12 protein-coding genes are annotated in these 14,282 nt (G+C 65.2%); 8 read left to right on the forward strand and 4 right to left on the reverse strand.

The window, feature by feature from the left end:
- Nucleotides 1–156: 156 nt before the first annotated feature.
- Complete coding sequence (locus LFL96_RS32820; RefSeq protein WP_281002050.1) at nt 157–1,041, reverse strand: hypothetical protein; 885 nt, start codon at nt 1,039–1,041, stop codon at nt 157–159.
- Nucleotides 1,042–1,412: 371 nt separating this feature from the next.
- On the opposite strand from LFL96_RS32820, the gene LFL96_RS32825 reads away from it, so the two are divergent.
- From LFL96_RS32825 to LFL96_RS32850, 6 genes are all read left to right on the forward strand, one after another.
- Nucleotides 1,413–1,826, forward strand: coding sequence for a hypothetical protein (locus LFL96_RS32825; protein ID WP_281002051.1), 414 nt, complete (start codon nt 1,413–1,415; stop codon nt 1,824–1,826).
- Nucleotides 1,827–1,881: 55 nt separating this feature from the next.
- Nucleotides 1,882–2,253, forward strand: coding sequence for a DUF805 domain-containing protein (locus LFL96_RS32830; RefSeq protein ID WP_281002052.1), 372 nt, complete (start codon nt 1,882–1,884; stop codon nt 2,251–2,253).
- 8 nt (nt 2,254–2,261) lie between these two features.
- Entirely contained in the window at nt 2,262–4,574 is a 2,313-nt protein-coding gene (locus LFL96_RS32835) for an FAD-binding protein (RefSeq protein ID WP_281002053.1), read from the forward strand.
- Nucleotides 4,571–5,653 (forward strand): hypothetical protein, encoded by a 1,083-nt coding sequence (locus tag LFL96_RS32840; RefSeq protein ID WP_281002054.1) that lies wholly within the window; start codon nt 4,571–4,573, stop codon nt 5,651–5,653. The genes LFL96_RS32835 and LFL96_RS32840 overlap by 4 nt, the downstream gene beginning before the upstream one ends.
- A 154-nt stretch (nt 5,654–5,807) precedes the next feature.
- Nucleotides 5,808–6,683, forward strand: coding sequence for an NAD(P)H-binding protein (locus LFL96_RS32845; protein WP_281002055.1), 876 nt, complete (start codon nt 5,808–5,810; stop codon nt 6,681–6,683).
- Between the two features lie 251 nt (nt 6,684–6,934).
- The gene (locus tag LFL96_RS32850; protein WP_281002056.1) at nt 6,935–8,743 is read left to right on the forward strand and encodes an IlvD/Edd family dehydratase; all 1,809 of its coding nucleotides are present in this window, start codon (nt 6,935–6,937) and stop codon (nt 8,741–8,743) included.
- 105 nt (nt 8,744–8,848) lie between these two features.
- Here LFL96_RS32850 and LFL96_RS32855 read toward each other — a convergent pair whose 3' ends face one another.
- Nucleotides 8,849–9,547, reverse strand: a complete 699-nt coding sequence (locus LFL96_RS32855; protein WP_281002057.1) for an alpha/beta hydrolase — start codon at nt 9,545–9,547, stop codon at nt 8,849–8,851.
- A 170-nt stretch (nt 9,548–9,717) separates the two neighbouring features.
- A complete protein-coding gene (locus LFL96_RS32860) occupies nt 9,718–10,632 on the reverse strand; it encodes a glutaminase (RefSeq protein WP_281002058.1) in 915 nt (304 codons plus the stop codon).
- A gap of 158 nt (nt 10,633–10,790) precedes the next feature.
- Between LFL96_RS32860 and LFL96_RS32865 the strand changes: the two genes are divergently transcribed.
- On the forward strand, nt 10,791–11,564 hold the full coding sequence (locus LFL96_RS32865) for an AraC family transcriptional regulator (RefSeq protein ID WP_281002059.1): 774 nt from the start codon (nt 10,791–10,793) through the stop codon (nt 11,562–11,564).
- Here the strand turns inward: LFL96_RS32865 and LFL96_RS32870 are convergent.
- Nucleotides 11,561–13,162, reverse strand: coding sequence for a DHA2 family efflux MFS transporter permease subunit (locus tag LFL96_RS32870; RefSeq protein WP_281002060.1), 1,602 nt, complete (start codon nt 13,160–13,162; stop codon nt 11,561–11,563). The two genes, LFL96_RS32865 and LFL96_RS32870, sit on opposite strands and share 4 nt — an antisense overlap.
- A 336-nt stretch (nt 13,163–13,498) precedes the next feature.
- On the opposite strand from LFL96_RS32870, the gene LFL96_RS32875 reads away from it, so the two are divergent.
- Nucleotides 13,499–14,167, forward strand: a complete 669-nt coding sequence (locus LFL96_RS32875) for a dienelactone hydrolase family protein (protein ID WP_281002061.1) — start codon at nt 13,499–13,501, stop codon at nt 14,165–14,167.
- Nucleotides 14,168–14,282: the final 115 nt, after the last annotated feature.

Raw genomic sequence — 14,282 nt, forward strand, 5'->3', positions numbered from 1 at the left:
CGATTCTATTCAAAAAGCGGCCTGGCAACCGGTTGCCTGGTGTTCGCGGGGCGAAAAATTCGTGGGCTATCGGCTGAAGGAATTGCGCGGTTCGGCCCTGCGGCGAAGCTGAACCGATAGCACCGATAGCACCGAGACCACAGCGCTGGTCGGCGCCTATCGATGATGCCAGCGCGACCGGTCGCAGATCGCGCCGTAGTCGCTGACCGTCGGCGCGTCGCCGTCGCCGAAGCTCGTCAGGTTCAACTCGATGTTGCCTTTGCGGTAGTAGTAGCTGCAGAACGCGAATCCCGTTCCAGCACAATCGCTGACTTCGACGATTCCGCTTGCGCGCAGCTCTTTCGCGAGCGGGTCGCTGGCTGTCGATCTGACCGGCGTCCATCCCTGCGCGATCAGTGTCTTGCGAGCCTGACGCACTGATTGCCCGTACACGTTCGGCGCTGCGCCGCGGCCATCGCAAATCGGATCTTCAGCGGGCAGCGGATCGACCTCGATCGCGTTGCCGCCCGCAAGCCGCAGATCGGCGACCGGCATCGGCACGAGATCGCCGTCGAGAATGCGGATGCCGCCGTTGACCGGACTGGTCACGATATTGCTGATGGTCTGTTTCGAATGACTGGCCGCATAGACGAGCGCCACGAGTTGACGTCCGCGGAAAAGCGCGACGTTGCCCGCATCGATATCGCACGACCCGCTGGTGCCCGCCTCGAATTTGCCCGCGAAGCTGACCACGTCATAGCTGCCGAGTCTTGTTTCGCCGGTGACACCCCAGCCTTGGGCGTCGGCGATCTTTCCGCCTTCGCTTTTGAGCCTGGTCAGCGTTTGGCAATCGCGCCGCGACGATGCCGAAGCCGGCGCTTTGGGCAAGGCCGAAAGCTTCGCGATCTCGATGCCCGGCACTTTCGACGCGACGCTTGGCGAAGCGTCACCGTCCGCGCCTTGCTGTGCGAAGACGGGCGTATTCAGCGCGGCAATGCACAGTGCGGGAATGGCAAAACGGCAATATCGGCGGAATGAGGAAAGCAGGGGTTGAGTAATCATTGGGACGAGCGGGTTGGAGTAATGGATCGACGCGGCAAAACAGATAAATTAATCGTCTCTTCACGTGGGACGCGCGCTCGATTCGAATGACACTTCCTTAATTCATGGCGCGACCCGCGTAAATCCAGATTCAATGCCTGAACACCGCGGCGATGATAGTACAGCGATCAAATGCCGGAAAGATCAAGCCGATAGCGTCGACTGCCGATACGTCCGGTATCGCGTTCCGATACCGGATCGAAAGCCGATCGGCATAACTGGTCAAGCCGCCGGGACATGGTCATAATGCGGTTGCATTCAATCCGGGTTATCGATCCCGTCGATCGAGAAAAAAAGAACTTCGCGCGACAACCGCGCCAGGGGGTATTTCAATGACCACGATTCCCGAAGCAATAACGATCAAAAGACCGGTTTCGCTGACCATCGTCGGATGGCTGTTAATCGTGCTGGATGCGGCGAATCTCATTTTTGTGCCGCTGATGCTGTCAAACCCGATAACGCTCGCTGTGCTCAGCGAATACCGCGTGCCGCCCGGCGTGACGATTCTGATCGGATTGATCGTTTCGGTGCTCTGCATCGTCGCGGGAATCGCCGTTCTCAAGGGCCGGCAGTGGGGACGTACCTTGTATGTGGGCGCGACGCTGGCCGGTTACATCATTTCTCTGGCAACCATGCCCTCGCACTCGCTGGTGCCGCTTTTGCCGTCGTTTCTCGTCTTCGTGCTGTTCGCCTTTCTGCTGTTCCGGCGACCCGCCACTGCGTATTTCCGCCGCGCGAAAGCGTGAATACATGAATGTATGAATGCGTGAATGACTAACCGGACCTGAATCCCCCGTCACGATGCGATACCTTCCTCTTCTTTCGGCTTTCTTCCTCCCGCATGGCCGCATCACGCGAGGCGAGTGGTTGACGCGCGTCGTCATCGCGGCGCTCGTCTGCACGGCATTCGGCACGCTGGCCGGCGAATCGTTCGGCGCGGCCGGCTCGGGGCTCTTCGCGCTGCTGTTCATCTGGATCGCCATCGCGCTCGCCACCCAGCGGCTTCACGACATCGGCCGGCGCGGCAATGCGCTGTTCGCGGCGATCGTGCCCGTGATCGGTCCGCTCTGGGTGCTGGTGCAACTGCTCAAACGCGGCGCCGATCATCCGAACCGTTTCGGTGCCGATCCGTCGAGCCGCGCCGATTATCTCCAGGTCAACATCGCCGGATGACACGCGCCATGACGACAGTCAACGACGTTACGCAACTCAACCGTATTCCGGTCCTGTCCATCGTGACGCCGAACTCGACGCAGGACGTGGTCGACGTGTTCACCCGCACGGACCTGCCGGTGTCGGTCGGCGGCGGGCACTTCAGCATGGGCGGCCATACGGCCAGCCCCGGCACGCTGCATCTCGACATGCGGCAGATGAACCGCGTGCTGCGCTTCGACCCGCAGGCCGGTCTGATCCGCGTGCAGGCGGGCATCCGCTGGAGCGATATCCAGCGCTTCGTGGATCCGCATGGCTTCGCGGTGAAGATCATGCAGACCTACGCGAACTTCACGGTCGGCGGCGCGCTGTCGGTGAATGCGCATGGGCGCTACATGGGGCTCGGCCCGGTCGTGCTCTCGGTGCGTTCGATCACGCTGGTGCTGGCGAGCGGCGAAGTCGTCGAAGCGTCGCCCACGCACAATGCGCGGTTTTTCAGCGCGGCGATCGGCGGTTACGGCGGCATCGGCGTGATCGTCGAGGCGGAGCTCGAACTCGCGTCGAACACGCGGGTCGCGCGCAGCGACCGGAAGATGAACACGGTCCAGTACAAGGCGTGGTTCGACGCCAATGTGCGCGGTCACGAGGACGTGGTGTTTCACAACTTCGACCTGTACCCGCCGCATTACACCCATGGCCGCGCGGTGAGCTGGACCGTGACCGACGCCCCGGCCACCGCACCGCGGCTGCAACCGCTCTCGCGAGGTTTCTGGATCGCGAAATACCTGCTCTGGGCGATCACCGAAACGCCGCTCGGCAAGTTCCGCCGCGAGTATCTGTACGATCCGCTGCTGCATCTCGGCACCAAGGTGCACTGGCGCAACTACGAAGCCGGCTACGATGTCGCGGAGCTCGAACCCGTCGGACGTTCGCGCCGTACGTACGTGTTGCAGGAGTACTTCGTGCCGGCCGATGCGGTCGGCGATTTCGCGCGGACAATGGGCGCGATCCTCGCGAAGCATCGGGTGAATGTCGTCAATATTTCGGTGCGTCATGCACTCGGCGACGACCGCACGGTGATGGCGTGGGCGCGCGGCGAGACCTTCGCGTTCGTGCTGTATTACAAGCAACGTACGCGTGAAAGCGCGAAGGCGCGCGTGGCCGTGTGGACTCGCGAACTTATCGACGCGGTGCTGGCCGCGGGCGGGACCTACTACCTGCCGTATCAGTTGCATGCGACCGGCGCGCAGTTTCATCGCGCGTATCCGCGCGCGCGAGAGATGTTCGCGCTGAAGGCCGAACTGGACCCGCGGTACCGGCTGCGCGGTGCGTTGTGGGACCGGTATTACGCGCCGGTTTTTGCGGGCGCATCGAATGCATCGGCCACGTCGAATGCATCGGCCTTGGCGACGGCACCGAGCGTCGCGCACGATACGATCTCGCTTCTGGCATCCACGCACGCATCCACTCACGCGGCCTGCACACCCGCCACCTCGCTCTTCGCCACCATCTACCGCGACGAGCGCGAGGCCGACCGCTTCTACGCGTTCCTGCAGAACATCTTTCACGTGCTGCCCGAGGATCGTCTGCACATGCTGATCGGCCAGGAGACCGACCGGCACGCGGACAATGACGAGGCGATCTACCGGGGCATCCAGACCGGTCTGAAGTCGATCACGCCGCCGCTGGCGATGCTCACGCACGCACTGCCGTCGCTCGCGACGCAGAAGGCCGAGATGGGCCGCCAGGCCGCCACGCTGATCGGCGACAAGGCGTTGCGCGACTATGTCGAGATCGGCACGACCGGACGTTACGTGCGGGCGATGAAGAAACATCTGCGTCTGACCGGCAGCGTCACCCTCGTCAACGATGTTTCGCCCGGCATGAGCCCTGTCGATATCGTCGAGCGCGGACAGTTGCGCGGCATCGGCGATTGCGTGCCGCTCAACGACTACGCGCCCATTGCGTTGCCGGCCCAGAGCGCGGATCTGGTCAGTTGTTTCGTCGGCCTGCATCACATGGCGCCGGAACGGCTCATGCCGTTTCTCGAATCGATCGCGCGCATCACGCGGCCGGGCGGCTATTTCATCGTGCGCGACCACGACGTGACGACGCCCGCCATGGACGCATTCGTCGCGCTCGCCCATACGGTGTTCAATGCCGGCCTGGGCGAATCGTGGGAGACCAACCGCAAGGAGTTGCGCCATTTCGCCAGCGTCGACGAGTGGATCGCGCGTATCGAGGCGGCGGGTTTCCGTCATACCGGCTTGCGCCTCGCGCAGGAAGGCGACCCCTCGGACAATCTGCTGCTTGCGTTCGTGCGTCACGGAGAGCCGGCATGACGCGCACCCTTGCACGCAAGGCCGCCGCGCTGATCGCGATGCTGCTGGCGAGCGTATCCGCTTTCATTTTCGCGGTTGCCCTTGCTTTCGCGGAGGCGCCGCAAAACGGCAGCGTGGTGCCGCCCGACGCGCGGCGCGACGTCGAACAAACCCTGCTGACTTTCCCCGAGTGGTATCTGGTCCATAGTCCCGCCGAATACGCGCGCATCGTCCAACGCGAACCGGCGCACGCGTTTCCGTTCATCGGGCAGATCGGCCAGCTCTGGTCCAGCTACCGCACGGTCACCACGGAGCAACTTCACGATCGCTATCCGCTGAACCTCGGCTATCACGTGATGATTCTCGTGATCGCGACCAGCACCACGGTCGAATACGCGCTGCGGGCCGTGTACGAAAACACGCTCGGACGGGCGAGCTGGCTGCTCGACGGCGGCCGGCTCACCGACGAGGACCGGTTCGGTGCGCAGGCGGCGCAGGACTACGTCGACTTCATCCGCCAGGAGCCCTGGTACCTGTTCGATTTCGGCTCGCGGCTCCGGCATCTGTGGACCGACGTGCCGTTCTGGGGCCCGGGCCTCGTGCGCAAGTGGGAGCGGCGGTATGCGCTCACGAGCGAATACGCGGTCAAGGCGGTGTACGGCAAGCTGATCGAAAAGGCGACCCGCGCGGCCTACACGCCGGCATTGATGACCACCGACGTGGTGGTCGATCGCCTGCCGGACGGCTGGACGCCGCCCGCGCGCGTCAGCGTGCTGCGACGTCTGCCCGATGGGCGCGCGCTGCTGGCGCTGCCGCGCTACTTCGATTTCCGCATCGCGGCCACGGCGCTGGCGCAGCAAGGCGTGACGATCGACGACATCGCCGGCAACGGCGCATCGGCACCGGTTCTCGTCACCGTCTGGGTGGGCGACGGCACGAAGCTGCCGGCCGATGCCGGGCGCGTGCTGTTCGAGCAAGCGCTCACGATGCCCGCCGCGACGCGGCGCGTGGCCTTGCTGACGCCGGTCGGCCGGTTGTCGAAGCTGCTGGCGCAAGCGCCCGCGATGGGGCTGACGGTCGAGCACGTGTATGACTACTGATGGCGGCGGGGGCGCGTATCGTTCAGCTTCGCGATGCCATGACGCAATGACTTGATGGCATTAAACAAATGACATTCATGCTCTCGTGAAATACCGTCGATACGCCGAGAATGCAGGCCAACGCGGCATCGGCCGTATTCGAGGAGTAGCGAACATGTATGCGATCACGGGTGTGACAGGGCAGGTTGGCGGTGCGGCGGCGCGTGCGCTGCTGGCCGCAGGGCATGCGGTGCGCGCGGTGCTGCGCGATCCGGCCAAGGCTGCGCAGTGGCGGGAGCGCGGCGCCGAGGTCGCCATCGCGTCGTTCGAGGATGCCGATGCGCTCGGCGCTGCATTCGCGGACACGTCAGGCGTGTTCGTGATGGTCGCGCCGAATTTCGCGCCGCAGCCGGGCTATCCGAATGCGCACGCGACGGCCAGGGTGCTGAAGGAAGCGCTGACCCAGGCAAAGCCCGCGCGGGTGGCGGCGTTGTCGTCGATCGGCGGACAGCGGGAGTCGGGGCTCGGCCTCATCACGCAGGTGCATATTCTCGAGCAGGCGCTCGCCGGACTGCCGGCGCCGATCGCGACCGCGATCATGCGGCCGGCGTGGTTCATGGAGAACTCGCTGTGGGACATCGCGCCCGCGCGCGAAACCGGTGCGATGCCGGGTTTCCTGCAACCGCTGGAGCGCGCTTACCCGATGGTGGCGACCGCGGATATCGGCAAGGCGATTGCCGACACGCTGGTTCAATCGTGGCAGGGGCGCCGCATCATCGAGATCGAGGGGCCGCGGCGTTATTCGCAGCACGACATTGCCGCTTTGCTCGCCGACGTGCTCGGCCGCGAGGTGAGCGTTCGACCGGTGCCGCGCGAGCAGTGGGAAGCGGCGTTCCAGGCACAGGGCGCGACGTGGCCGGCGCCGCGCATCGAGATGCTCGACGGCTTCAACGCGGGCTGGATCGATTTCGAAGACGGCGCGCACGAGCGCGTGATTGGCACGACGGAATTTCGCAGCGTGCTGGCGGAACTGGCGACGCGGGTAGCGTAAGCGGCCGCGGCATCGAACGGAAGTCGACGCCTGCAACGCGACCGTGAGTGGCCGCGTTGCAGGTCGATGCCGGACAATGCAGCTCGATGCAGGTTGGCGCGACGACGGAAACGATAACGTTGCACAATGCGATGGTCGAGACAACCATCCATGCGGGCGCCCGCGCTTCACATACCGGGACGCCCGCCAACCTGACCGGCCGCGTGCCGCCACACTGGCTGCAGGCCGCCGGCTTCCGACGGAGAGAGACGATGAACGAGTCCCATGGCCGCCGCGCAAAGCATCTGCGCTCGCAGGAGTGGTTCGACAACCCGGGCAATCCGGGCATGACGGCCATCTACCTGGAACGCTATCTGAACTTCGGGCTGACGCGCGCGGAGTTGCAGGCCGGCAAACCGATCATCGGCATCGCGCAGACGGGCTCGGATCTGTCGCCGTGCAACCGTCATCATCTGGAACTCGCGAAGCGCGTGCGTGACGGCATCGTGGCGGCCGGCGGCGTGCCGCTCGAATTCCCCGTTCATCCGATTCAGGAAACCGGCAAGCGCCCCGGCGCCGCGCTGGACCGTAACCTCGCGTATCTCGGCCTCGTCGAATTGCTGTTCGGCTATCCGATCGACGGCGTCGTGCTGACCATCGGCTGCGACAAGACCACGCCGGCGATGCTGATGGGCGCCTCGACCGTCAACATTCCCGCGATCGCGCTGTCGGTCGGGCCGATGCTGAACGGCTGGCATCGCGGCGAACGCACCGGGTCGGGCACCATCGTGTGGAAGTCGCGCGAGCGCTTCGCTGCCGGCGAAATCGACTACGACGAGTTCATGGACGCGGTGGCGTCGTCGGCGCCGTCCGTGGGGTATTGCAACACCATGGGCACCGCGTCGACGATGAACTCGCTTGCCGAAGCGCTCGGCATGGAACTGCCGGGCGGCGCGGCGATTCCCGCGCCGTACCGCGAGCGCGGCCAGCTTGCGTTCGAAACCGGCAAGCGGATCGTGCAGATGGTGCGCGACGATCTGAAGCCGTCCGACGTGATGACGCGCGCGGCGTTCGAGAACGCCATCGTCGTGAATTCGGCGATCGGCGGCTCGACCAATGCGCCGATTCATCTGAACGCGATCGCGCGGCATCTCGGCATCGAGCTCACCAACGACGACTGGCAGCAGGTCGGCTACGACGTGCCCTTGCTGCTCAATCTGCAACCCGCCGGCGAATATCTCGGTGAAGATTATTTCCACGCGGGCGGCGTGCCGGCCGTGGTGGCCGAACTGATGAAGGCCGGCCGGCTGCCGCATCCGGATGCGGTCACCGTCAACGGAAAAAGCATCGGCGAGAACTGCGCGGCCGCGGAAAATCTGGACCCGAAGGTGATTTATCCGTTCGACGCGCCGCTCTTGCGTAAAGCCGGTTTCATCAATCTGCGCGGCAATCTGTTCGACAGCGCGATCATGAAGACGAGCGTGATCTCGGACGAATTCCGTAACCGCTATCTGTCGAATCCCGACGATCCCGAGGCGTTCGAAGGCCGCGTCGAAGTGTTCGACGGTCCCGAGGACTATCACGCGCGCATCGACGATGCCGCGCTCGCGCTGGACGAACACACGATTCTCGTGATGCGCGGCGCGGGCCCGATCGGCTATCCCGGCGCGGCCGAGGTGGTCAACATGCAGCCGCCCGCGTATCTGATCAAGCGCGGCGTTCATACGCTGCCGTGTCTGGGCGACGGCCGTCAATCGGGCACGTCGGGCTCGCCTTCCATCCTGAATGCGTCACCGGAGGCGGCGGTGGGTGGTGGTTTGGCGCTGCTCAGATCGGGCGACCGCGTGCGCATCGACCTGGCGCGCGGCACCGCCGATGTATTGATCGATGCCGCCGAGCTGGAGCAGCGCCGCGCCGCGCTGGCCGCTGCCGGCGGGTATCGGTTTCCGGCCAGTCAGACGCCGTGGCAGGAGATGCAGCGCGCGATGGTGGGGCAACTCGCGCAGGGCATGGTGCTGGAGCCCGCGCTCAAGTATCAGCAGGTCGCGCAGAAGGTCGGGGTGCCGCGCGATAACCATTGAGTGGTGAGGGGGATGAAGACGGGGCGGCTTGGATAAGACGCCCCGTTGCGGCAACGCGCAGCAAATCGCAGTAGCGCGCGGCACCTTTGCAGCGACTCGCAGCCGTCAGCGCCGAGCCGACTCGCGGGCCGCTTCGTCGATCAGCGCCGCGACTTCGGCCGGCATCGACGCTAGCGACGCGTGGCTCGCCGCAAGCGTGATCACCTTTTTCGCGCCGAGCCGCGCGGACATCCTCTGCTCGTTCTCCGGCGCGATCATCCGGTCCTCGCTGGAGATCTGATACCACGACGGTTTTTTCTTCCACGCCGGCGCCGTGATCGTGTCGCCGAACGTGCTGGCAAGCGGCGCCTTCTGCGTGACCGCCATCACCAGCGCTTCGTCCGGCGTGAGATCCTGGCAGAAGCTCTCGTGAAACTTGTCGGGCTTGATCCACAGGTAGCCGTCGCTGTCCGGCGCGAGATTGGCTGCCGCGGCCGGAAGATGCTGCTGGGTGATGCCGCCGGGGCTTTCACCCGCATCGGGCGCGAAGGCGGCAATATAGACGAGCCCGGCCACGTTCGGCTGATCGCCTGCTTCCGTGATGACGGCGCCGCCGTACGAGTGACCGACCAGCAGGACAGGCCCCTGTTGCTGCGCGATCATCTTGCGGGTGCGCCCGGCGTCGTCGGCTAGCGACGTCAATGGCAATTCGACCGCGTGAATCGACGTGTAGCCCTTGCGCGCCAGTTCGACGATGACCTTCGCCCAGTGCGCCGCGCCACCCCAGAAACCGTGTACCAGAACCACTGCAGGTTTATCGCTCATGCTTGACTCCCGGTTGAACCGTCCCGCCGGCGCAGATGCGATTCGATAGCCTGCCGGCGTAAGGGCTATTGACGACACGAAGCCGAAACCAGAAACCATCGTAGGACATTCGACCAGGCTTTGAGCGCCGTTCCGAAGCGTGAGCGTGTCGCGCGCGGACGGCCTGGCCGTCAGAAAATCGACTGCCCCGTCAACGTAGTCAACTGCTCCAACGCACGCGCGCCGGCCAGCGAATTGCCGTTCGCGTCGAGTCCCGGCGACCACACGCACACCGCCATCTCGCCCGGCAGCACCGCGACGATCCCGCCGCCCACGCCGCTTTTCGCCGGCAAGCCGACGCGATAGACGAAGTCGCCGGCGGCGTCGTAGGTGCCGCAGGTGAGCATCAACGCGGAGAGCCGCTTGGCCGAACTGGTGTCCAGGATCCGCTCGCCGGTGGCGGGCGCCACGCCGTGATTCGTCAGAAACAACGCCGCCTTGGCCAGCTCGACACAACTCATCGAGATCGCGCATTGACGGCAGTAGGCGTCGACCACCACTTCCGGCGGCATCTCCATGTTGCCGAAGCTCGCCATGAAATGCGCCATCGCGCGGTTGCGGTGCGCGTGCTGCAACTCCGATTGCGCGACACGCAGGTCGTAGTCGATCGTGATCTCGCCGGTCAGCCGCCGCATGAATTCGACCAGCGCGGTTTCGGCCTGCACGAAGCGGCGGCACAGCACGTCGGTGACGACCAGCGCGCCCGCGTTGATGAACGGATTGCGCGGCTTGCCGTGCTCCGCTTCGAGTTGCACCAGCGAGTTGAACGCGTTGCCCGACGGCTCGCGTCCCACGCGTTGCCAGAGTGCGTCGCCGAGCAGGCGGAACGCCATCGTGCAGGCGAACAGCTTGGAAATGCTCTGGATCGAGAAGCGCGTATCGGCCTGGCCGGTGCGGAACACCTCGCCCGCGGCCGTGACGATCGCCATGCCGAAACTGTCGGCGGGGACGTTCGCGAGTTCGGGGATGTAGTCGGCGACCTTGCCGGTGCCCAGATAAGGCCGCAGATCGCGGTGAATCTGTTCGAGGATGGATGCGTAGTTCATGGGCTCGGACCGTTGAAGGCGCGATTCTACTGGCAAGCGGCGGCAAATGGCACATCGCGCGGGCGGTGGCCGGATGGGGTCGACGCAGAAGGGGCCAGGTCCGCCGATATGCTAATCTCGCTGCCTTTCCATCAATAACCGGGCAAAACGGACACCGAATGGCAGGCCCCGATCCAGACTTCGTCGGCAACACGCCGTTTGTCATCCGCGAGAGCCATGACGCGCTCGATGAACCCTGGCGTGCGTATCGGCGCGCGCGGCTGATCCACGCCGGCGCGGGCGTGTTGACGGTGCGCACCGAGACGCAGCGCTGGGTCGTGCCGTCCGGGCACGCGGTCTGGCTGGCGCCGGGCGTGCTGCACTGTCTGCATGCGGGCGGGCCGGTGCGCTTCGATTCCTTGTATGCCGGCGACGAGGCGGCATCGATGCCGCTGCCGCCGCCCGGCTCGTCGGCGGAGCAAAACGGCGCGCTGGTTATCGATCCGCTGGTGGACGCGTTATTGGCCGCTGCCGCCGAGATTCCCCACGATCGACCCTTCGACGCGCCCGCCGAGCGTCTGCTGCATGTGCTGCTGGATCGCCTCGCGCATCTGCGCGCCGCGCCGTTAGGGCTGAACTGGCCACGCGATTCGCGCATCCGGCAGATCGCCGATACGCTCGGCAGCGATCCGGCGCAGTCCGCGGTGCTCGACGATCTGGCGGCGGGCGCGGGCGTGACGTCGCGCACGGCGGCGCGTCTGTTCGTCAAGGAGACAGGGCAGACCTTCGGTCAATGGCGTCAGCAATTGCGCCTGCTGGTTGCGCTGGAGCGGCTTGGTGCCGGGGCGAGCGTCACGCAGGTGGCGCTCGAGGTCGGCTATCAGGACGTGTCGTCGTTTATCGCGGTGTTTCGCGATGCGTTCGGCGACACGCCCGCGCGGTATTTCCGCTAATGCGCGCCCGCCGCATCGGGTCCGCCGCCGCCTTTGGCCGGTCGTGTGATCCAGATTAGCGGAATGATCAGCACGAAAATAATCGCCGACACGAAGAAGATGTCGTTCAGTCCCATCATCGCGGCTTGCGTGTTGACGGTGAAATCGAACAGCGCGTGCGCCGATTGCGTATTCAGATGCAGCAGCGACTGGGTCGAATCGATCTGCTGATTGAACAACGGATTGGTCACGCTGGCCTGTTCGGTGAGCCGTGCATGATGCAGCACGGTGCGGTTATTCCACTCGTTGCCGGCGATCGACGTGCCCACCGCGCCGCAGAAGACCCGCGCGAAATTCGACAGACCGGCGGCCGCCGGAATCCGGTTCGGCGGCTGACCCGACAGAATGATCGAGGTCAGCGGCACGAAGAACAGCGCCATCGGAATGCCTTGCAGCAGCGTCGGCAGCACGAGGTGCCACGTGTCGATCTCGATCACGTACTTCGAGCGCATGTAGAACACGATCGCGAAGCCGACGAAGGCCAGCGTCGCGATCACGCGCGCGTCCGAGCGCGGCAGCACGCGGCCCATGACCGGCGCGAGCAGCACCGCGAACACACCGAGCGGCGCGGTGACGAGACCGGCATCGACCGAACGGTAGTTCAGGTACTCCTGCATCCATTGCGGCAGCAGCACGAGGTTGCCGAAGAACACGCCGTACGCGACCGAAATCGCGATCGTGCCGCCGAGAAAATTGCGCTGCTGGAACAGCCGCAGATCGACGATCGGATTCTCCTCGGTCAATTCCCACACGAGGAAGAACGCAAAACTGATCAGCGCGGTAATGCCCAGGATCACGATCACCGGCGAGGAAAACCAGTCGAGGTCCTTGCCCTTGTCGAGCATGATCTGCAGCGACGCGACCCAGGTGATCAGCAGGCCGAGGCCGACCACGTCGATCGGCGGTTTGCGGGTGGGGGATTCGCGGGTGCGGTAGATCATCCACGTGACGCCGGCCGCGAAGATGCCGACCGGTATGTTGATGTAGAAGATCCACGACCAGCTGTAGCTGTCCGTGATCCAGCCGCCGAGCGCCGGGCCCGCGATCGGGCCGACGGTCGCGGTCATCGCCCACAGCGCGAGCGCGGTCGACGATTTCTCCTTCGGATACGAGCCGAGCAGAATGGCCTGCGAGAGCGGAATCAGCGGACCGGCCACCGCGCCCTGGAAGATCCGCGCGAGCAGCAGAATGGGCAGCGTCGGCGCGATCCCGCACAGCCACGAGGCCAGCACGAACGAGAGAATCGCACCGACGAACAGCTTCACCTGGCCGATGCGCTGCGTGAGCCAGCCGGTCAACGGAATCGAGACGGCATTGGCGGCGGCGAATACGGTGATGACCCACGTGCCTTCATCGACGGAGACGCCGAGGTTGCCCGAGATGGTCGGGATCGCGACGTTCGCGATCGACGTGTCGAGCACGTTCATGAAGGTGGCGAGCGCGACGGCGATGGTGGCCAGCACCAGTTGACCGCCTTGCAGCGGTGGCGGCGGCGCGGGCGGTGCAGGTGGGGCGGCGGGCGAGGACGAGGCGGCGGGCGCTGACGGGGGCTGGCTCAACGGACTCTCCAGTTCGAGGTGCGGCGACGAAGTGCAACGGCCCGGCGGGGCGACCGCATGCTGGTCAAAGGATACCTGCAATCATTCGCGGGTGTCGGCGGGGCGGGCAGGTGGAGCGGGCAGGGGCGAAACAGAAGCGGCGAGAACGAAGCGGCGAGAACGAAGCGGCGAAATCCTGTCCGCCAGCGTATGCTCGCGGCTGAAGCAGAATGCGTACGCCGTAAGCACCGCAAGCGTCACATGCCGAGGGCCACGCGCTGCATGCACACGCTCCAGTGGCATATAAAAAACAACCAACGAACAACCACGATTCATCAACCACACAAAGGACGCGACATGACCTGGGAGCAATTCGAACATGGCTGGCGGCGCGCACCGCTCACGGCGCCGGCGAAAGGGCTCGTCGTGCTGCTGCACGGCGTCGGCAGCAATGCGCGCGATCTGATGCCGCTCGCCGACATCTGGAGCGAGAGTCTGCCGGACGTCGCGTTCGCATCGCTGGACGGCACCGATCCGTTCGACGGCGGCTTCGGCGGCCGTCAATGGTTCAGCCTGCGCGATGTCGACGAGAGCAACCGCGTGGCCCGCGTGAGCGCGGCCTATCCGGCGCTGCGCGCGGTGCTCGACGCCGAACTGGCGCGTTACGCGCTAGCTTTCGACCGGCTTGCGCTGGTGGGCTTTTCGCAAGGTTCGATCATGTCGCTGCACCACGTGGCGGCTAGCGCGGAAGGCGCGGCCGGCGTGGTCGCCTACTCGGGGCGGCTCGCCTCGACGATCGTCGCGCGCAACGGCACGCCGCTCACGCTGATCCACGGCGAAGACGACGAAGTGATTCCGGTACGCGAACTCGAACACGCGGCGGACGCCTTCAATGCCGCCGGCTACCCGGTCGACGCGTACGCGTTGCCCGGCATTGGTCATACGATAAACGCGGACGGCGTCGCGCTCGGTCACGAGGCGCTGGAGCGCGCGCTGGGCGCGCGAAGCCCGTTGTCGCGCGGCTGACACGGCCCCGATTGAAAAGTGGCCCTAAAGAATCCTGTCTGCTTGCCGTTAACTGCTCATTAGCATGAAAATCACCCCCGCCGCGCGGACCGCATCACGTCCTCAAGGGCGTGCC

It is taken from the genome of Paraburkholderia sp. D15 (genome assembly GCF_029910215.1).
In the GTDB taxonomy this organism is placed as follows: domain Bacteria; phylum Pseudomonadota; class Gammaproteobacteria; order Burkholderiales; family Burkholderiaceae; genus Paraburkholderia.

What these genes read in the sequence shown, in the direction of transcription:
- LFL96_RS32820 (WP_281002050.1), bottom strand. Translation starts at nt 1,041, where the DNA reads ATGATTACTCAACCCCTGCTTTCCTCATTCCGCCGATATTGCCGTTTT.
- LFL96_RS32825 (WP_281002051.1), top strand. Translation starts at nt 1,413, where the DNA reads ATGACCACGATTCCCGAAGCAATAACGATCAAAAGACCGGTTTCGCTG.
- LFL96_RS32830 (WP_281002052.1), top strand. Translation starts at nt 1,882, where the DNA reads ATGCGATACCTTCCTCTTCTTTCGGCTTTCTTCCTCCCGCATGGCCGC.
- LFL96_RS32835 (WP_281002053.1), top strand. Translation starts at nt 2,262, where the DNA reads ATGACGACAGTCAACGACGTTACGCAACTCAACCGTATTCCGGTCCTG.
- LFL96_RS32840 (WP_281002054.1), top strand. Translation starts at nt 4,571, where the DNA reads ATGACGCGCACCCTTGCACGCAAGGCCGCCGCGCTGATCGCGATGCTG.
- LFL96_RS32845 (WP_281002055.1), top strand. Translation starts at nt 5,808, where the DNA reads ATGTATGCGATCACGGGTGTGACAGGGCAGGTTGGCGGTGCGGCGGCG.
- LFL96_RS32850 (WP_281002056.1), top strand. Translation starts at nt 6,935, where the DNA reads ATGAACGAGTCCCATGGCCGCCGCGCAAAGCATCTGCGCTCGCAGGAG.
- LFL96_RS32855 (WP_281002057.1), bottom strand. Translation starts at nt 9,547, where the DNA reads ATGAGCGATAAACCTGCAGTGGTTCTGGTACACGGTTTCTGGGGTGGC.
- LFL96_RS32860 (WP_281002058.1), bottom strand. Translation starts at nt 10,632, where the DNA reads ATGAACTACGCATCCATCCTCGAACAGATTCACCGCGATCTGCGGCCT.
- LFL96_RS32865 (WP_281002059.1), top strand. Translation starts at nt 10,791, where the DNA reads ATGGCAGGCCCCGATCCAGACTTCGTCGGCAACACGCCGTTTGTCATC.
- LFL96_RS32875 (WP_281002061.1), top strand. Translation starts at nt 13,499, where the DNA reads ATGACCTGGGAGCAATTCGAACATGGCTGGCGGCGCGCACCGCTCACG.